This is a genomic window from Lentzea sp. NPDC051213, assembly GCF_044455585.1.
Taxonomy (GTDB): domain Bacteria; phylum Actinomycetota; class Actinomycetes; order Mycobacteriales; family Pseudonocardiaceae; genus Lentzea.
The window spans coordinates 361,170-379,091 of sequence record NZ_JBITEX010000005.1 but is presented as its reverse complement, the minus strand read 5'-3'; the positions used below and the strand labels follow the sequence as shown (position 1 = coordinate 379,091).

The window sequence follows — 17,922 nt, the reverse complement described above, 5'->3', positions numbered from 1 at the left end:
TGCCGCGATGGTCGCGACGTAGGCTGAGCGCCATGCGCGAGGCCTACCATGACCAGCTAGAACAGCTCGCCGACCGACTGGCCGACATGACCGGCATGGTCGCCGAGGCGATGGAGAACGCGACCGCCGCCCTGCTGCAGGCCGACCTCGGCCTCGCGGAGCAGGTCATCAGCGGTGACCAGAAGGTCGACGACGTCCGCTCCAGCATCGAGGAGCAGTCGTACGCGCTGCTCGCGCTGCAGGCACCGGTCGCGACCGACCTGCGCACCGTGCTCGCGGTGATCCACGCCGCCGAGAGCGTCGAGCGCATGGGCGACCTGGCCCTGCACGTGGCGAAGGCCGCAAGGCGTCGGCACCCGGCGTCGGCGCTGCCGGAGGACGTGCAGCCGTACTTCGCCGAGATGGGCCGGATCGCGGTCAAGCTCGCCACCGAGGCCGCGGTGATCATCCGCGAGAAGGACGTCGAACGCGCACGCAACCTCGAAGACGAGGACGACGCGATGGACGACATCCACCGCCACCTGTTCTCGGTGATCATGGACAAGGACTGGCAGCACGGCGTCGCCGCCGCGGTGGACGTGACGCTGCTCGGCCGCTTCTACGAGCGCTACGGCGACCACGCCGTGTCGGTCGCCAAGCGCACGGTCTTCGTCGTCACCGGCCGGATGCCCGGCTACAGCGGCGACGAGAACCTCTAGTCACTCAACGAAACTGCCCATCGCGCTCGGCCACGAGCTCCGGATCGACGTAAGCCTCGGAGAACTCGGCGAGCACGGTGGGCAGTTCGTCGTCCCACGCCGCCCGCGCCTCGTCACGCGGCAGATCCCGCGCGTCGACGGTGAAGTAGGCCCACGCCCGCACGATTTCCGGCAACAGCGCCAGATCCTCGTCCGAGACGTGCACGCGCGCGGCCACGTTCAGGATCAGCACCGCCGTGAGCGACGCCGGTCCGTACACCACCGGATCCCGGTTCTGCTCGACCGCGGCGGCGGCGACGATGCGCGCGAACGCCCGCGCGGCCTCGACGTCGGCCACCCCGTGATCGGAGGCCAGGAACGCCTCGACGACCTCGTCCGTCCTTTCCGGACTGACGGCGGGAATCTCGTAACCCTGAGGCACCAACGCACTCACGCGCGCATCGGCGAGTGCGATCAGCTGGACGGGGTGGCGGACGTCCTCGGAGCCGATCAGCCCCTCCTCGGCCTCCTCGTCCGGCCCGTCCTCCCAGAACTGCTCGACGTCCGGCCACACGCGGTCGTACACGTCGGTGGCGCTCAACGGCGTGATCACGTCCCGGAACGCGTCGGGCGTCGAGGCGATCATGTCCTCCAGCAACGCCACGGTGCCCTCGTCAGGCGTCGCGAACAGCTCGATAGCGGTCGCCCCGAGCACGGGCTGCCGCATGAACAGCACGGTCTCCGCCGCGCCCGCGCGTTCCTGGGTGATCGCGACGACCTCCACGTCCCCCAACAGGTTCGTGACGAGGAACGCATCGCGGAACTCCAGCGCGGCGCCCGCGGAGTACCAGTCCGGCTCGGCGACACCGCGTGCCGCCACCGCTTCCGCCGCCGTCGCGGCGGACTGCCTGGTCTCCGCGTCACCCACACCGGCCAGCGCGCGCAACGCGGTGAGCGCGGCGGGGTCGTCCATCGCCTTGAGCGCCTCGACCATCGGGGCGTACCCGGATCCGGCGAGCCAGAGCGTGGCGTACAGCTCGCTCGCCCACGCGTCCGCGAGCAGCCAGGACTCCGAACGCAACGCGGCCGCCGACTCGAGCAGCGCCCCGTACGGGGACCGCTGCTCCGGCCGGCGGCCGGGTGCCTTGCCAAGCTTGCGCTTGCGGGACTTGCTCTGCGGGCTCACCCGAGGGAACTTAGCCGAAACGGCCGGAGATGTAGTCCTCGGTCGCCTTCTGGCTGGGGTTGGAGAAGATCTTCTCCGTGTCGTCCACCTCGATCAGCTGGCCCGGCTGGCCGACACCCAGCAGGTTGAAGAACGCGGTCTGGTCGGAGACCCGCGCCGCCTGCTGCATGTTGTGAGTCACGATGACGATCGTGTACTCCTTCTTCAGCTCCGTGATCAGGTCCTCGATCGCCAGCGTGGAGATCGGGTCCAGGGCCGAGCACGGCTCGTCCATCAGCAGCACGTCCGGCTGCACCGCGATGGCACGCGCGATGCACAGACGCTGCTGCTGACCGCCGGAGAGGCCGCCACCCGGCTTGTCGAGGCGGTCCTTCACCTCGTTCCACAGGTTGGCGCCGCGCAGCGAGCGCTCCGCCACCTCGTCGAGCTTCTTCTTGTCCTTCACGCCCGACAGCCGCAGGCCGGCCACCACGTTGTCGCGAATGGACATCGTGGGGAACGGGTTCGGCCGCTGGAACACCATGCCGATGGTGCGACGCACCTCGACCGGGTCCACAGTGGACGCGTAGATGTCCTCGCCGTCGAGCAGCACCTTGCCCTCGACGCGCGCACCGGGCGCGACCTCGTGCATGCGGTTCAGCGACCGCAGCACAGTGGACTTGCCGCAACCGGAAGGGCCGATGAACGCGGTCACGTTGCGCGGCGGCACCGCGAGTGCGACGTTCTCGACGGCGTGGAACTTGCCGTAGAAGAGGTTCAGGTCCTTGATGTCGAGTCGCTTGGCCATGTCCGCCCGCTCACTTCGTCTTCGGCGCCAGCGCCCGCGAGATCACGGTGGCCAGCAGGTTGAACAGGGTGATGAGTAGCACCAGCGTGATCGCGGCGCCCCAGATGCGGTCGAAGCCCGCCTGGGTGGGGTTGTTGCGCTCGTTCACCATCATCAACGGCAGCGAGGCCATCGGGCCGTCGAACATGTTGTAGTTGATGAACGGGGCGTACGCCGCGAGGACCAGCACCGGCGCGGTCTCGCCCATGACGCGGGCGAGGGCCAGCATGATGCCGGTCAGGATGCCGGAGAGCGCCGTCGGAATGACGATCTTGGCGATCGTCTTCCACTTCGGGATGCCCAGCGCGTAGGAGGCCTCGCGCAGCTCGTCCGGGACGATCTTGAGCATTTCCTCGGTGGTCCGCACGACGACCGGGACCATGAGCAGCACCAGCGCCAGTGACACTGCGAACGCGCTGCGGCTGAGCCCGAAGGTCGTGATCCACACCGTGTAGACGAACAGCGCCGCGACGATCGACGGGACACCGGTGAGGATGTCGACCATGAACGTCGTCGCCTTCGACAGCTTCGAACGGCCGCCGTACTCGACGAGGTAGATCGCGATCATGATGCCGATCGGCACGGAGATGACGGCGCACACCAGGCCTTGGACCAAGGTGCCGTAGATCGCGTGGTACGCACCGCCGCCCTGCTGGCGCGCCAGCAGGCCGGACAGCGACTTCTGCCACCAGTCCCCGTCCAGGACGACCGGGAAGCCGCGCTGCACCACGGTGTAGAGCACCCACACCAGCGGGATGACCGCGACCAGGAACGCGCCCCACACGAGCGCGGTGGCGACGCCGTTCTTGATCCGGCGCGGGAGGCTGACCGCCTGGAACGTAGGCGGCGTCGCGAGGCGGGTGGGGTCCGCCAGGTTGGTGCTCACTCGTACTCCTTGTGGCCGGCGACGATCGAACGCGCGATGGCGTTGACCACGAAGGTCAGCACGAACAGCACGAGACCGGCGGCGATGTAGGCACCGGCCGAGCGCGGGTCGTTGAACTCGGGGGCGGCGAGCGCGATCTTCGACGCGAACGTCGAGCCACCGTCGAAGAGCGACCAGCCGAACGCCTGGGTGGCGGTGCTCAGGATGATCGCGACGGCGATGGTCTCACCGAGAGCGCGACCGAGGCCGAGCATCGAGGCGCTGACGTAACCGGCCTTGCCGAACGGCAGCACGGTCGTGCGCACGACCTCCCACTTGGTCGCACCGAGCGCGATGGCGCCCTCGATGTGCATCGTGGGCGTGCGCTCGAACACCTCGCGGCTGACCGCCGTGATGATCGGCAGGATCATCACCGCGACGACGATGCCCGCGGTGAAGACGGTGCCGCCGAGCTGCACGTTGACGTTGCCCTTGGCGAAGATCGGGAGCCAGCCGAGGTTCTCGATCAGCCACTGCGAGAACGGGTACAGCACCGGCCCGAGCACGAACAGGCCCCAGAGACCGAAGACGATCGAGGGCACGGCGGCGAGCAGGTCGATGACGTAGGCGAACGGCCGGGCGAGCTTGCGCGGCGCGTACTGCGTGAGGAACAGCGCGATGCCCAGCGCGACCGGCATGGCGATCAGCAGGGCGAGCACCGACACGACCACCGTGACGAGCAGCAGATCGAGGATGCCGAACCGCAGGTTCGCGGGATCGGTGGTGTTCCACTCGCGGCTGGTCAGGAAGTTGATCTGGTCGAGGCCGAGTGACGGGATCGCCTGCAGGATGAGGAACAGGCCGATCGCGCCGATGAGCACGACGGTGAAGACGCCCGAACCCGTCGCCAGTCCCCGGAAGATCCGGTCGCCTGGCCGAACGTGGACTTTCTCGGGTGGTGCTGAAGCTTCCGGTGTCGGGGGAATCGGAGCCTCCGTGGCTTTGGTAGCAGCCGCAACGCCCCGCTCGGCTCCGGGGTCACCGGAGCCGGCGGGGCGCTTGGCCACGACGGGATCGTTCATCGCGTCAGCGTCAGCCGAAGTCTCGCATCAACCTCAGGCAATCGCCTTCACAGCGGTCAGCAGCTTGTCCTGGAACGCCTTGGGCAGCGGCACGTAGCCGGCCTCGGCGAGCTGCTGCTGGCCCGTGGTGGCGGCGACCGTGAGGAACGCCTTCACGGCCTTCGCGGTGTCGGCGTCGTAGCCCTTGGAGCAGACGATCTCGTAGGTCGCGAGGAGCAGCGGGTACGCGCCGGCGGCCTTGGAGCCGTAGATCGAGTCGAGGTCGAGGACGAGGTTGTTGCCCTCACCCTTGATCTTCGCGCCGTCGATGGCCTTGCCGGCCGACTCGGCGGTCAGCTCGACAGCGCCGGCACCAGAGTCGATCTTGGCGATCGAGAGCTTGTTGTCCTGCGCGAACGACCACTCGACGTAGGTGATCGCACCGTCGATGGAGCCGACGGCCTGCGCGACACCGGCGGACTTCTCCTTGCCCTCGCCGACACCGCCCTTGAACTGCTTGCCGTCACCGTTGGTCCAGCCGCCGGCGACCTTCAGGTACTTCTGGAAGTTGTCGGTGGTGCCCGACTCGTCCGAGCGGTAGATGACCGCGATGTCCTTGTCCGGCAGGGTCGCGGAGCCGTTCAGCGCCTTGATGGCCGGGTCGTTCCACTTCTTGACCGCGCCGGAGAAGATCGCGGCGGTGGTCTTGGCGTCCAGCACGAGGCTGTCGACACCCGAGACCTTGTAGCCGATGGCGACGGGACCGAAGACGAGCGGCAGGTTCCAGGCCGGGTTCGTCTGGCAGCGCTTGGCGGCGGCCTCGGTCTCCGCGCCCTCCTTGAGGGCGGAGTCGGAGCCACCGAAGTCGACCTGGCCGGCGTTGAAGTTCTTGACACCCGCACCGGAACCGGAGGGGTTGTAGGCGAGGTCGGTGCCGGGGCAGGCGGCCTGGTAGGCCTGCACGAACGCGTCGACGGCGTTCTTCTGCGCGGAAGAGCCCTCGGCGTTCAGCTTGGTCTTGCCACCACACTCGACACCGGAGGCGGCGGGCGTGTTCGTGCCACCCGCGCCCGCGTTGTTGTCACTGCCACACGCACCGAGCAGAAGCGCGCTGGCCGCGACGAGGCCGAGCACGGCGCCGTGCCGCTGGATCTTCACCTTGGTCCTCCACCTTGCGGAAGCATTAGCGGTTTCGCGACGGACGTCGCCGCTCGCTTCGGAAGGTAGGTATCCATGGTGGACATCCCCCCTTGTCGGGGTGAACGGGAGGTGAACACCGAACGGGAAGTGACGGGTCACACGACCGAAAGAGTGATGGCGTGACCTGCGCGTATGCGTATTGTGACGATCCGTTGACTACCGGCCGTACTGGACGTCCGCGTCCCAGAGGGTGAAGCCGAGCTTCGTGTACACGCGCACCGCCGCCGCGTTGTCCGACTCGACGTAGAGCATGACCTCTTTGACCTGCTGTTCCTGCAGGTGCCGCAGCCCGGCCAGCGTGAGCGCCTTGCCCAGGCCACCGCCCTGCCGGTCGGGGTCCACGCCCATGACGTACACCTCGCCGAGCTCCGGCGTGTGCACCTTCGTCCAGTGGAAGCCGGCCAGCCGGTCGTCGGCGTCGAACGCGAGCAGGAAGCCGGCCGGGTCGAACCAGTCCTCCGCTTCCTTCAGGCGGACGTCCTCGATGGACATGGAGCCCTGCTCGGGGTGCCAGTCGAAGGCGCGGTGGTTCACGTAGACGACCGCGGCCTCGTCCTTGCCGGGCACGAACGCCCGGATGGTGATGCCGTCCGGCAGCTTGGGCTCCGGCAGGTCGTGGTCGACCCGCAGGCGCATCCGGAGCAGCTCGCGCACCTTGCGGAAGCCGAGCTTGCCCGCCAGCTCCTCGGCGTCGGGGTGCCCGCCGTGCGCCCAGATCCGCAGCGACTCCTGCGGGAGTGCTTTCACCAGCGCCTCGCCAATGCCCTGATGGCGGTACTGCGGGTGCACGGCGAACTCGGCAACCTTGTGGCCGCCGGAGTCGCCGAGCATGTCAACGTGCGCGTATCCGGCGAGCTCGCCGTTCAGGTGCGCGAGGAGGTGCCTGCTGCCGGTGGCGCCAGGGCGCATCCGCAGTCGCACGGCCTCGCCGACCGGGGCCACGCCGTCGGTGCTCTCCGCAGCCGCCAGCAGCTGCCCAGCTTCGGCAGCCTGATCGGTCGTCAGCTCGTCGTACCAGCTCAGTTGCGCCACACAGGCGAACCTACCGCGCGATCAAATGGTCATCCAGGTACTGGGCCGAGTCGTCGACCTCGGTGACCTCGGCCGGACGGCGCGAGGAACCCGGACGTGGCGGGCGGACGAACTTGTAGCCCACGTTGCGGACCGTGCCGATCAACGCCTCGTGCTCGGGGCCGAGCTTGGCGCGCAGCCGTCGCACGTGCACGTCGACCGTCCGCGTGCCACCGAAGAAGTCGTAGCCCCAGACCTCCTGCAGCAGCTGCGCGCGGGTGAACACCCGGCCTGCGTGCTGGGCGAGGTACTTGAGCAGCTCGAACTCCTTGTAGGTGAGGTCGAGCGGGCGGCCGCGCAGACGGGCGGTGTAGGTCGCCTCGTCGATCACCAGGTCGCCGAGCTGCAGCGCGCCGTCGCCACCGGGCTGGGTCGCGCCGCGGCGCGAGCGCACCAGGCGCAGCCGGGCGTCGACCTCGGCGGGGCCGGAGTTCGGCAGCAGGATCTCGTCGACCGACCAGTCGGAGTTGACGGCGACCAGGCCGCCCTCGGTGACCACGGCGACGACCGGCACGTCCACGCCGGAAGAGTCGAGCAGGCGGCACAGCGAACGTGCGCCGACCAGGTCCGTGCGGGCGTCGACCAGCACGATGTCGTGGGGTCCCGCTTCGAGGAGCGCGGAGACCTCGGGACGGAGCGGACGCACGGCGTGCGGCAGGAGTGCCAGTGCGGGAAGCACGGCCTCCGGGTCCGGGTCTGTCGTCAGCAGAAGCACGTCGATGCTCATCGCGGCGCCCTCCAAATCGGCCGTGGTCAGGTCACCTCGACCAGACCAGCGGCGTACGGTGACCGGGCCCCGTTGCCTGCGGATGACGGAGACAATACCGGTGCAACCCGAGAAAGTCCCAGGTCAAGAAGTCGTGCTCACAGTTGTTTCCACAAGCGTCACGCCTGTTACATCCATGTCACATGACGGGGTGGGCCTGCACGGAGTCCACCACAAGAGCGAGAGCGACCTCGCTTTCGTTGTGGGACATGGATTCACGAACCACGTGGCCAAGCCGTACGTCGCTCGGGTGCTGGCCCGGTTCGCCGCGCACGCGGGCGTCGTCGCGTTCGACTTCCGCGGGCACGGACGCTCCGAGGGACGCTCCACGGTCGGGATGGACGAGGTCCACGACATCGAGGCGGCCGTCCGGACCGCACGCGAGCTCGGGTACCGCAGGATCGCCACGGTCGGGTTCTCGATGGGCGCCTCGGTCGTCATCCGGCACGCCGCACTCGGCGAAACCAGGCCGGACGCGGTCGTTTCTGTGAGCGCGCCGGCCAGGTGGTGGTCGCGGGAGACCGCGCCGATGCGGCGGGTGCACTGGCTGCTGGAGCAGCCCCACGGCAAGCTCGCGGCACGGGCGATCGGGGTTCGGCTCGGGGAGAGCTGGGTACAACCGCCGGAGAGTCCGCTGGAGGTGGTGGGACGCATCACGCCCACCCCACTGCTGCTCGTGCACGGTGACCTGGACCACTATTTCGCTCCGGAGCACGCCGTGTCACTGCACCGCGCGTCCTTGGGACATGCCGAGTTGTGGATCGAGCCCGGCATGCGGCACGCGGAATCGGCCACGACTCCAGACCTGGTAGACCGGATGGCGGCATGGATCGCCGCGAAGATCGAGGACGAGGAATGACTGCAGGGTATTCCGGACAGGCCCAGACCCGTCCCCGGCCGAAGAAGAAGTCCCGGCGCGGGAAGTTCCTCATCATCACGGTGATCGTGCTCGGCGTGCTCCTCGTGGCCGCCGACTTCGCACTGGCCGCCGCCGGCGAGTACCAGATCGCGCAGCGCATGCGCGAGAAGCTGCAGCTCGACGAGGACCCGTCGGTGCGCATCAACGGGTTCCCGTTCATGACCCAGGCGATCCGCGGCGACTACACGCACGTCAAGATCGAGGCGGTCGGCGTGCCGATCAAGAACGAGCAGCAGGGCGTCGACCTGCGCGACCTCGACATCGTGGCCGACCTCTACAACACCCGCGTCGAGCTGGCCGACCTGCTCGCGGGCAACGTGTCCAAGGCCACCATCGACAAGGTCGAGGGCAGCATCAAGGTCAAGGCGCTGGACCTGAACCGCCTGGCGAACCAGGTCACGCCGTTCGACAAGCTCTCGATCGAGCCCGACAACCGCGTCACGACCACGCCGCCCCCGGCCGGCACGCCGAAGACGACCGCGGCGATCAAGCTCTCCGGCCAGACCAACGTCGCGGGCAAGACCGTCACGCTCACCGCGTACGGCCAGATCGCGCTGGTCAGCGGGGCCATCCAGATCAACGTCGACGACATCGAGCTGGAAGACGCCTCGCTCAAGCAGATCATCCCGCAGCTGCGCCAGGCGCTCGCGATCAAGATCGAGCCCGGCACGCTGCCGTTCAACGCGGCGCCTACCTCCGTTGAGGTGGAGAGCGGTGCGTTCATCCTTCGGGGCGTGATCACGGATGTACCGTTGGTCCAACGATGACTGGTGTAGTGGCGCTACTGGGCGCGCTGGCTGTGGCCGGCGTGATCGGTGTGCTGCTCAAGGTCCGCGAGGGCCGCATCAAGACTTCTGCTTCTTCCGCTGACCTTCCTCCGGCCGTGCGCGACCTGCTCGCGCCTCCAGGCGTGACGCTCGTGCAGCTGTCCACCACGTTCTGTGCGCCGTGCCGGCACGCGAAGGTGATCCTGCGCGACATCGCGGACCGCACCGACGGCCTCGAGCACGCCGAGCTGGACGTGACGAACCTGCCGGACGTGGCCGCCTCGCTGGGCGTCATGCGCACACCGACGACGCTGGCCCTCACGGCCGATGGCGTAGAGGTGTTGCGAGTCGGTGGCGTGCCGAAACGGGACACGTTGCTGGAGGCGCTGCGACCCCATTTGGCGGGTAATCCGGTCGAGTGAACCTGGGTTGTTCCACCAAGTGGACATACCTCCCGCACCGAGGGATCGCGTACTACCCTCGCTGACATGACAATGCTGCTCACGAAGCGACGCGCGGTGGACCTGTGCCGCGTGCGCAGCAGCCTGTGTCGCACGACGAGCTGATCCGGGCTGCTTGACGCCCATCAGCTACCTCTGCCGGACTGAATATCTCCTCGTCCGAATGCCCGGAGGTCGTCGTGCCCAAAGATGCCCCAGTTGACCCGCGCGGACCGCGCTTCTCCGCCTGGATGACCGTGATCATCCTCGCGATCGTGTTGCTCACCGGCTGGTGGCGGCTGCTCGCCGCCCAGACGGTGCTCTTCGCGATGTGCGCGTTCATCTCGCTGAAGCTGAACCCGTGGGGTCACGTCTACCGCTACGCGATCCAGCCGCGACTGCCCAAGACCACCGAACGCGAGGAAGCCGCCCCGCTGCGGTTCGCGCAAGGGGTCGGGTTCGTCTTCGCGCTGATCGGCACCCTCGGTTACGCCACGGGGCTGACCACGCTCGGCCTGGTGGCAACCGGTCTCGCACTGGTCGCAGCGCTGCTCAACGCGGCGTTCGGCCTGTGCCTCGGGTGCGAGATGTACCTGCTGCTGCGCCGGTACGCACCCGCGCTCGCACGTCCGCAATAAAACACGCACTACTACAGGAGCAACTTCCCATGAGCCGTGAGAACGTGCTGGTCTCGGCCGCCTGGTCCGAGGAGAACCTCCAGACGCCCGGCGTCGTGTTCGCGGAGGTCGACGAGGACACCACCGCGTACGACGGCGGGCACATCCCCGGCGCCGTCCGGATCGACTGGAAGAACGAGCTGCAGGACCCGATCCGCCGCGACTTCGTAGACCGCGCGGGCTTCGAGAAGCTGCTCTCGGCCAAGGGCATCTCCAACGACGACCAGGTGATCCTGTACGGCGGCAACAACAACTGGTTCGCCGCCTACGCGTACTGGTACTTCAAGCTGTACGGCCACACCAACGTCAAGCTCCTGGACGGCGGCCGCAAGAAGTGGGAACTCGACGGCCGCCCGCTGGACAAGGACGAGGTGACCCGCGACGCGACCACGTACACCGCGCAGGAGCAGGACCTCACGATCCGCGCGTTCCGCGACGAGGTGGTCGAAGCCATCGGCAACAAGAACCTGGTCGACGTCCGCTCGCCCGACGAGTTCTCCGGCAAGCTGCTGGCCCCCGCCCACCTCCCGCAGGAGCAGGCCCAGCGCGGCGGCCACATCCCCTCGGCCGTGAACGTGCCGTGGAGCAAGGCAGCCAACGAGGACGGCACGTTCAAGTCGGACGAAGAGCTCCGCGAGATCTACTCCGAAGCGGGCTTCGACGGCTCCCGCAAGACCATCGCCTACTGCCGCATCGGTGAGCGCTCGTCGCACACCTGGTTCGCCCTGCGCGAGCTGCTCGGCCACGACGACGTCAAGAACTACGACGGTTCTTGGACGGAGTACGGCTCGCTGGTCGGCGTGCCGATCGAACTCGGTTCCGGCAAGGAGGCCTGACAATCATGAGCGACACATGCGGCGCGCCCGCCCAGGGCGGCACAGTGGAAGTGTCCACAACGGAGACCGTCCTGCAGGGCAAGGTCATCGCGGCCGGAGCCCCCGTAGGCGGCGCATACGTCCGCCTGCTCGACTCGACCGGCGAGTTCACCGCCGAGGTCGTCTCCTCCCCAGAGGGTGACTTCCGCTTCTTCGCGGCGCCGGGCTCCTGGACCGTCCGCGCACTGCACCGCACCGGCAACGGCCAGGCCGACGTGTCGGCCTCGGGCCCCGGCATCCACGCAGTGGAGATCGCGGTCGCCTAGTACCAGCTGGTATGACGAAGACCCCCGGCGGTGACAACTGCCGGGGGTCTTCCGCGTAAGCAAGCGATGCCGAAGGCGAGCAGTCCGCCCGCTCTTAGTCACACAGACCCGGCGGTGGGGTCCCCGTCACGAGTCGCATGGATGCTGTTGCCGCGCCTGGGGGATGAGGTCAAGTCGACACGCTTTTCGTCGACTTGACCTCATCCCCCAGGTGTGGCCGCCTCCCGTGCGACTCGTGACGGGGACCCCACCGCCAACGCAACCACCTACGCAACCGGCAGCCGCCCAACCCAACAGGCGTGCCATCAACCCGCGAGCGGCGCGGACCCCCAGATCAGATTGTCAGGGGGTCTGGGGGACGGAGTCCCCCAGGGGAAGCACGCACCAGGAACCCGCCAGCGCAACCCAACCACCTACGGACCGCACGCGACCCCGAAACCCAGCCACCCCGGTGTCCTGCACCACCACAACACTGCACGTCTGAACAGCCGAGATATCCTCTCCAGGTGGAACACATCTTCACCGGACTCCTGGTGCTCGTGACCATCGCAGTCATGTGGTTCGCGGGCTACGTCGTCTACCGCCTCTACTCCGACCAGCGATGACCACGCCCGTCCCCGGCAGCCCCGTCCCCGGCGCTCCCGTCCCCGGCAGCCCCGTCCCCGGCAGCGGAGACGAAGCAATCCGCCTGGCCGAAGAGCGAGCCGCGGCCACCCGTGCCCGCAACCTCCCGCAGTTCACCGACATGCCCATCCCAGGCGACACGGCGAACCTGCGCGAAGGCGCGAACCTGAACGACGCCCTCCTCGCAGTCCTCCCCCTGGTGGGCGTGTGGCGAGGCGAGGGCGAGATCGTCTACCCGACGATCGAGGGCCCGTTCCGGTACGGCCAGCAGATCACCTTCGCGCACGACGGCCGCCCCTTCCTCGTCTACGAGGCAAGGTCGTGGCTGCTCAACGAGGCCGGCGAGGTCATCCGTCCGGCCGCGCGCGAGCAGGGCTTCTGGCGCCCGCAGCCCGACGACACGATCGAGCTGCTGCTGACGCACAACACCGGCATCATCGAGATGTACTACGGCAAGCCGCGCACGCAGACGTCGTGGGAATTCGAGACGGACGCCATCATCCGCACCGCGACCGCCAAAGAGGTCCAGGCGTCGCACCGGCTGTACGGGATCGTCAACAACGGCGACCTCGCGTACGTCGAGGAGCGCGCGATGGTGGGGCAGCCGTTGCAGCCGCACGCGTCTGCGCACCTCAAGCGCGTGGTCGGCTAGAAGCGGGAAACTCAGGGTCGTGGGATTGTTCAACAATCCCACGATTCCCCGTAGCATGGGCGCATGCTCCTGCGGCGCTGCGGAACCGATGCGCTCCTCGTCGAGGTCGACTCGCTGACCGAGGTCGCAGCGGTCCGCGCGGCGCTCCAGCAGGTGCCCGGCATCGAGGAGCTGGTGCCGGCCGCCAGGACCGTGCTGGTCAAAGGTGCGCTGCCGCAGGTCAGGGAAGTCCTCAAGGGCGTCGACCTGACGAAGGCGCCCACCACGCACCCCCGTGAGATCACCATCCCGGTCAGCTACGACGGCCCGGACCTCGACCTCGTGGCGGAGACCGCGAAACTCACCACCGACGAGGTCGTCAAGCTGCACGCCGAGGCCACGTACGAGGTCGCGTTCTGCGGCTTCGCTCCTGGCTTCGCCTACCTCACCGGCCTGCCGCACTGCCTCCAGCAGGCACGTCTGGAATCCCCGCGCACGAAGGTCCCGGTGGGCAGCGTCGGCATCGCGGGCGAGTTCACCGCCGCCTACCCGCGGGCGACACCGGGCGGCTGGCGCCTGATCGGGCGGACCGAGGTCACGCTGTTCGACCCGAAGGCCGAGCCGCCCGCCCTGATGCAGCCCGGTGACCAGGTCCGGTTCGTGGTCGCATGAACCAACGCAGCATCACCGTCCTTCGCACCGGCCCTCAGGCACTCGTCCAGGACCTCGGCCGGCCCGGCCACGCGCACCTCGGTGTGCCGCCGTCGGGCGCGGTCGACCCCGATTCCCTCAAGCTCGCCAACAGGCTCGTCGGCAACGACGAGACCGCGGCCGGGCTGGAACTGCTGCTGGGCGGCCTCACGGTCCGCGCCGACGCGAGTTGCACGGTCGCGGTCACCGGGCCCGCGGTCCGGCTGCATCTCGACCAGAAGCTCGTCGACTCCCACCAGCCGATCCACCTTCCTGAGAACTCGACCCTGGAGATCGGGACACCGGACACCGGCCTGCGCTGCTACCTCGCCGTGTCCGGAGGCATCGACGTGCCGAAGGAACTCGGCAGCCGGTCCACCGACCTGCTGTCCGGGATCGGCCCAGAACCGTTGCGGGACAACGACGTGCTCCACCTCGGCACCCCGAGCGCGGCAGCGGGCGCGGACGTGGTGCCGCCGCATCGGGCGCTGCAAACGTTGGTCATCCCGATCACGCTCGGCCCGCGCGACGACTGGTTCGCCGACGCGGAAACCCAGCTGCGGCAAGGGTCCTGGACGGTGTCGGACCGCAGCAACCGGGTCGGCACGAGACTGCAGGGCACCGCTCTGAATCGTCGTGACGGCGAGATTCCCAGCGAGGGCATGATCACCGGCGCGGTCCAGGTGCCGCCGGACGGGCAGCCGGTGGTCTTCCTGAACGATCATCCGACCACCGGCGGCTATCCCGTCATCGGCGTGGTCGACCGTGATCACCTGCGGTTTCTCGGCCAGGCGCGACCTGGCACAAGCGTGCGTTTCCGCCCGATCGGCTGAGGCCCACGCCGTTGACGAAGTGGTCCAGACCACATAACGTCATCTCCGGGCCGCCGCGGAATCTCTACCAACCTGGAGTTCCGCATGCGCCGAATCCCTGCCCTGCTGGCGGTTCTGGTCGCGGTAATAGCCCTGGCCGTGCCCGCACAGGCCGCCACGGGCATCACCGCGACCTTCTCCCGCACCGGCACGAGCGGCAAGTTCGTGGTCGCCAACGCGAGCACGACCGCGCTCAACGGGTGGTCGGTCAAGTTCGACCTGCCGGCCGGAGTCACGGTCAGCAACGTTCAGAACGCGACGACGACCCAGAACGGCACAAGAGTGACGCTCACTCCTGCCTTCTACATCAACAACATCCCTGCCGGACGCAACACCGAGCCGTACAGCCCGACGTTCACGTTGAGCGCCGCGGCCGACCTGACCGCCTGCACCATCAACAACATGGCCTGCGACGGCAGCGGTGATCCCGCACCGGCGCCGACCGGTGTGACGGCCGACTACTCGGTCGCCGGGGGTACCGCGAAGTTCATCGTGCGCAACCACACGAGCGCCGCCGTCGCCGACTGGTCGATCGTCTTCACGCTGCCCGCCGGCGTGACGGTGAGCAACGGCCAGCACGGCACCCTCAGCCAGAGCGGCAACCAGGTCACGCTCACCCCGGCCCACTACAACAAGAGCGTGGCCGCGGGCAGCTCCACCGAGCCGTACAGCCCCACGTTCTCGATCAGCTCGAACGTCGACCCGGTGACCTGCCGGATCAACAACGCGAACTGCAACGGCGCCGCGGACACTCCACCAACCGCCCCAACGGGTCTGGCTTCGCCGTCGAAGACCACGCGCACGGTGACGCTGCAGTGGAACGCCTCCACCGCCGGTTCGCTGCCGATCGCGGGCTACGACGTCTACAACGGCTCGGCGCTCGCGGGCAGCTCCACCACGACGTCCACGATCATCACCGGCCTGAACCCGAACACCGCGTACTCGTTCACGGTGCGGGCCAAGGACACCAGGGGCACTCAGAGCGCTCCGAGCGGGGCCCTGAGCGTCACCACCAACAACCCGGCGGACGACACCACGCCGCCGACCGTGCCGGGCAACCTGCGCGCCACGGCGAAGGACGCGGGCAGCATCACGTTGGCGTGGAACGCGTCCACCGACAACCGCGGTGTCGCGAACTACGACGTCTACGTGGGCACGACCCTGAAGCAGACGGTCAGCGGCACCACCGCCGTCGTCACCGGCCTGGCGCCGTCGACGAGCTACACCTTCACCGTGAGGGCGCGCGACATCTACGACAACGTCTCCGCGCCGAGCACCGCGCTGACCGAGCGCACAAGTGACATCGTCGGCGGATATGCGCGCGTCGGGTACTTCGTGCAGTGGGGCATCTACGGGCGCCAGTACTTCGTGAAGGACATGGACGCCGCGAAGATGACCCACGTCAACTACGCGTTCGGCAACATCGACCCGGTCAACCTGACGTGTCTGCACGGCGTCACGAAGGGCACGAGCCCGAACCCGCAGGACCCGAACCAGGGTGACGGCGCGGGTGACGCGGAAGCCGACTACAGCAGGCCGATGAGTGCGGCGCAGTCCGTGGACGGTGTCGCGGACTCGGGCTGGGAACCGTTGCGCGGCAACTACAACCAGCTCAAGAAGCTCAAGGCGCGCCACCCGAACCTCAAGGTGCTGATCTCGCTCGGCGGCTGGACGTACTCGAAGTACTTCTCCGATGTCGCGGCCACTGACGCGGCCCGCAAGAAGTTCGTGTCGTCGTGCATCGACGTCTACCTCAAGGGCAACCTGCCCGTCTACAACGGCGCCGGCGGCCCCGGCACCGCGGCCGGCATCTTCGACGGCTTCGACCTCGACTGGGAGTGGCCGGGCGCCGAAGGCCACGCCGGCAACCACTTCGGCCCGCAGGACAAGGTCAACAACAGCCTGTTGATCGAGGAGTTCCGCCGGCAGATGGACGCGTACAGCACCACCACGGGCAAGCGCTACCAGCTGACCGCGTTCACCCCGGCCGACCCGGCCAAGATCGCGGCGGGCTGGGAGCTCGCTCGGGTCGCGCAGTCGATGGACATCTTCAACGTCCAGGGCTACGACTTCCACGGCTCCGGCAGCGACAACTCGTGGGAGCCGAACCGGACCGGCCACCAGGGCAACCTGTACCCGGACCCGGACGACCCGTACACGACCAAGTTCAGCGTCGAGAGCACCGTGCAGGCCTACCTCGACGCCGGGGTGCCGTCACGCAAGATCACGCTCGGGCTCGCGTTCTACGGCCGCGGCTGGCAGAACGTGACCAACGGCGGCAAGAACGGTGAGTGGCAGGCCGCGGGTGGTGCGGCGCCGGGCCAGTTCCCTGAGGAGTCGGGCACCCGCGGGTACGCCAACCTCGTCGCGTCCGTGCCGAACTGCACCGTCTTCCACGACGAAGTCGCCGTGGCGACGTCCTGCTACACCGGCAACCAGTGGTGGACCTTCGACGACGCCTGGTCGATCCAGCGCAAGACCGCGTGGCTCAAGTCGAAGAACCTGCTGGGCGCGATGTTCTGGGAGATGTCCGGTGACCGCGGCCCGTTGATGGCCGCGGTCGACGCCGGACTCAGGTAACTGCCATGAGGGTGACCTTCATGGACCTGAGGTCCATGAAGGTCACCCTCATGGCACTCAGTACTCGGACTCGTACAGGCCCTGCAGCTCGGTCAGCAGGGCCGCCGAGTCGGGCAGCTGCTTGCCGTCCAGCGTGTTCACCCGCGTGATCTTGCGGACGCTGGAGGCGAGGAACACGCCCTCGGCGTCGTAGAGCTCGCCGGTCTGGATCGGCTCCACGAGCACGGTCCAGCCGGCGCGCTCGGCGGCGCGGAACAACGCGTACTGCGTGGTGCCGGGCAGGATGCCGAGCTTCGCCGGCGGCGTCACCAGGGTCTTGCCGCGCACCAGGATCACGGTCGAGGTCGGGCCCTCCAGCACGGAGCCGTCCGACGTCGTGAAGACGACCTCGGAGGCACCGCGGCGCTCGGCCTCGCGCAGCGCCGCCATGTTGATCGCGTACGACAGCGACTTGGACCCGAGCAGCAACCACGGCGCGCGGTCGGCGAGGTCCGGGTCGATGCCGCGGTCGAGCGTCACCGCGGACAGGCCCTCGGCGCGCTGCTTGAGCACCTTCGCGCCGATCTCCATGCCGAGCGCGAACCCGGTGGGCGTGCCGTCGCCGCTCTCGACGCCGCGGGTGTAGACGAGCTTGAGGGCGAACTCCCTGCCACCGGTCCAGTTGCCGAGGACGAGCTCGACCGCGCGCTCGAACTCCGCGCGCGGCGGCGGGAGCATGTCGAGCATGGCGGCGGACCGGTCCAGCCGGTCGAGGTGCGGCGTGAGTTCGCGGGGCTTCCCGTCGACCACCAGGATCGTTTCGAACACACCGTCACCGCGCATGAGTCCGAGGTCGTCGACGCGGATCTGCGGCGAATCGGGGTCAGCGAGGGTTCCGTCGAGCAGTGCCAGCACGCGCATGAGCCGAGCCTACTAACATCGGTGGTGTG

20 protein-coding genes are annotated in these 17,922 nt (G+C 68.4%); 12 read left to right on the top strand and 8 right to left on the bottom strand.

The annotated features are described in order from the left end of the window. The first annotated feature begins 32 nt into the window (after positions 1 to 32). Positions 33 to 698, top strand: coding sequence for a phosphate signaling complex protein PhoU (gene phoU / locus ACIA8G_RS24210; RefSeq protein WP_396420931.1), 666 nt, complete (start codon positions 33 to 35; stop codon positions 696 to 698). A 4-nt stretch (positions 699 to 702) separates the two neighbouring features. Here the strand turns inward: phoU and ACIA8G_RS24205 are convergent, their stop codons facing one another. From ACIA8G_RS24205 to ACIA8G_RS24175, 7 genes are all read right to left on the bottom strand, one after another. Further along, positions 703 to 1,863: a hypothetical protein gene (locus ACIA8G_RS24205; protein ID WP_396420930.1), complete on the bottom strand. Its 1,161-nt coding sequence runs from the start codon at positions 1,861 to 1,863 to the stop codon at positions 703 to 705. Positions 1,864 to 1,873: 10 nt separating this feature from the next. Beyond that, the gene (gene pstB / locus ACIA8G_RS24200) at positions 1,874 to 2,650 is read right to left on the bottom strand and encodes a phosphate ABC transporter ATP-binding protein PstB (protein ID WP_396420929.1); all 777 of its coding nucleotides are present in this window, start codon (positions 2,648 to 2,650) and stop codon (positions 1,874 to 1,876) included. A 10-nt stretch (positions 2,651 to 2,660) separates the two neighbouring features. Next, positions 2,661 to 3,575, bottom strand: coding sequence for a phosphate ABC transporter permease PstA (gene pstA / locus ACIA8G_RS24195; protein ID WP_396420928.1), 915 nt, complete (start codon positions 3,573 to 3,575; stop codon positions 2,661 to 2,663). Continuing rightward, complete coding sequence (pstC, locus tag ACIA8G_RS24190) at positions 3,572 to 4,636, bottom strand: phosphate ABC transporter permease subunit PstC (RefSeq protein WP_396420927.1); 1,065 nt, start codon at positions 4,634 to 4,636, stop codon at positions 3,572 to 3,574. Before pstC ends, pstA begins: the two co-directional genes overlap by 4 nt. A gap of 33 nt (positions 4,637 to 4,669) precedes the next feature. Further along, positions 4,670 to 5,773: a phosphate ABC transporter substrate-binding protein PstS gene (gene pstS, locus ACIA8G_RS24185; RefSeq protein ID WP_396420926.1), complete on the bottom strand. Its 1,104-nt coding sequence runs from the start codon at positions 5,771 to 5,773 to the stop codon at positions 4,670 to 4,672. A 198-nt stretch (positions 5,774 to 5,971) separates the two neighbouring features. Continuing rightward, entirely contained in the window at positions 5,972 to 6,847 is an 876-nt protein-coding gene (gene mshD / locus ACIA8G_RS24180) for a mycothiol synthase (protein ID WP_396420925.1), read from the bottom strand. Positions 6,848 to 6,857: 10 nt separating this feature from the next. Beyond that, positions 6,858 to 7,613, bottom strand: coding sequence for a winged helix-turn-helix domain-containing protein (locus ACIA8G_RS24175; protein WP_396420924.1), 756 nt, complete (start codon positions 7,611 to 7,613; stop codon positions 6,858 to 6,860). 82 nt (positions 7,614 to 7,695) lie between these two features. Between ACIA8G_RS24175 and ACIA8G_RS24170 the strand changes: the two genes are divergently transcribed. The 11 genes from ACIA8G_RS24170 to ACIA8G_RS24120 all read left to right on the top strand — a co-directional run bounded on the left by ACIA8G_RS24170 (position 7,696) and on the right by ACIA8G_RS24120 (position 16,993). Then, positions 7,696 to 8,511, top strand: coding sequence for an alpha/beta hydrolase (locus ACIA8G_RS24170; protein ID WP_396420923.1), 816 nt, complete (start codon positions 7,696 to 7,698; stop codon positions 8,509 to 8,511). Then, positions 8,508 to 9,338 carry a DUF2993 domain-containing protein gene (locus ACIA8G_RS24165; protein WP_396420922.1) on the top strand — a complete coding sequence of 277 codons (831 nt, stop codon included), beginning with the start codon at positions 8,508 to 8,510 and terminating at the stop codon, positions 9,336 to 9,338. The genes ACIA8G_RS24170 and ACIA8G_RS24165 overlap by 4 nt, the downstream gene beginning before the upstream one ends. Beyond that, entirely contained in the window at positions 9,335 to 9,760 is a 426-nt protein-coding gene (locus tag ACIA8G_RS24160) for a thioredoxin family protein (protein WP_396420921.1), read from the top strand. Before ACIA8G_RS24165 ends, ACIA8G_RS24160 begins: the two co-directional genes overlap by 4 nt. Positions 9,761 to 9,826: 66 nt before the next feature. Beyond that, entirely contained in the window at positions 9,827 to 9,904 is a 78-nt protein-coding gene (locus ACIA8G_RS24155) for a putative leader peptide (protein ID WP_352235731.1), read from the top strand. A 74-nt stretch (positions 9,905 to 9,978) separates the two neighbouring features. Next, the gene (locus tag ACIA8G_RS24150) at positions 9,979 to 10,416 is read left to right on the top strand and encodes a DUF4395 domain-containing protein (protein WP_396420920.1); all 438 of its coding nucleotides are present in this window, start codon (positions 9,979 to 9,981) and stop codon (positions 10,414 to 10,416) included. Between the two features lie 29 nt (positions 10,417 to 10,445). After that, positions 10,446 to 11,291: a sulfurtransferase gene (locus ACIA8G_RS24145; RefSeq protein ID WP_396420919.1), complete on the top strand. Its 846-nt coding sequence runs from the start codon at positions 10,446 to 10,448 to the stop codon at positions 11,289 to 11,291. A gap of 5 nt (positions 11,292 to 11,296) precedes the next feature. Continuing rightward, positions 11,297 to 11,596, top strand: coding sequence for a DUF1416 domain-containing protein (locus ACIA8G_RS24140; protein ID WP_396420918.1), 300 nt, complete (start codon positions 11,297 to 11,299; stop codon positions 11,594 to 11,596). A 601-nt stretch (positions 11,597 to 12,197) separates the two neighbouring features. After that, the gene (locus tag ACIA8G_RS24135; RefSeq protein ID WP_396420917.1) at positions 12,198 to 12,872 is read left to right on the top strand and encodes an FABP family protein; all 675 of its coding nucleotides are present in this window, start codon (positions 12,198 to 12,200) and stop codon (positions 12,870 to 12,872) included. Positions 12,873 to 12,935: 63 nt separating this feature from the next. Next, complete coding sequence (gene pxpB / locus ACIA8G_RS24130; protein ID WP_396420916.1) at positions 12,936 to 13,523, top strand: 5-oxoprolinase subunit PxpB; 588 nt, start codon at positions 12,936 to 12,938, stop codon at positions 13,521 to 13,523. Then, positions 13,520 to 14,374 (top strand): biotin-dependent carboxyltransferase family protein, encoded by an 855-nt coding sequence (locus ACIA8G_RS24125; protein WP_396420915.1) that lies wholly within the window; start codon positions 13,520 to 13,522, stop codon positions 14,372 to 14,374. Before pxpB ends, ACIA8G_RS24125 begins: the two co-directional genes overlap by 4 nt. 84 nt (positions 14,375 to 14,458) lie before the next feature. Further along, positions 14,459 to 16,993, top strand: coding sequence for a glycosyl hydrolase family 18 protein (locus ACIA8G_RS24120; RefSeq protein ID WP_396420914.1), 2,535 nt, complete (start codon positions 14,459 to 14,461; stop codon positions 16,991 to 16,993). Positions 16,994 to 17,050: 57 nt separating this feature from the next. Here the strand turns inward: ACIA8G_RS24120 and ACIA8G_RS24115 are convergent, their stop codons facing one another. Beyond that, positions 17,051 to 17,893: an aminodeoxychorismate lyase gene (locus ACIA8G_RS24115; RefSeq protein ID WP_396420913.1), complete on the bottom strand. Its 843-nt coding sequence runs from the start codon at positions 17,891 to 17,893 to the stop codon at positions 17,051 to 17,053. Positions 17,894 to 17,922: the final 29 nt, after the last annotated feature.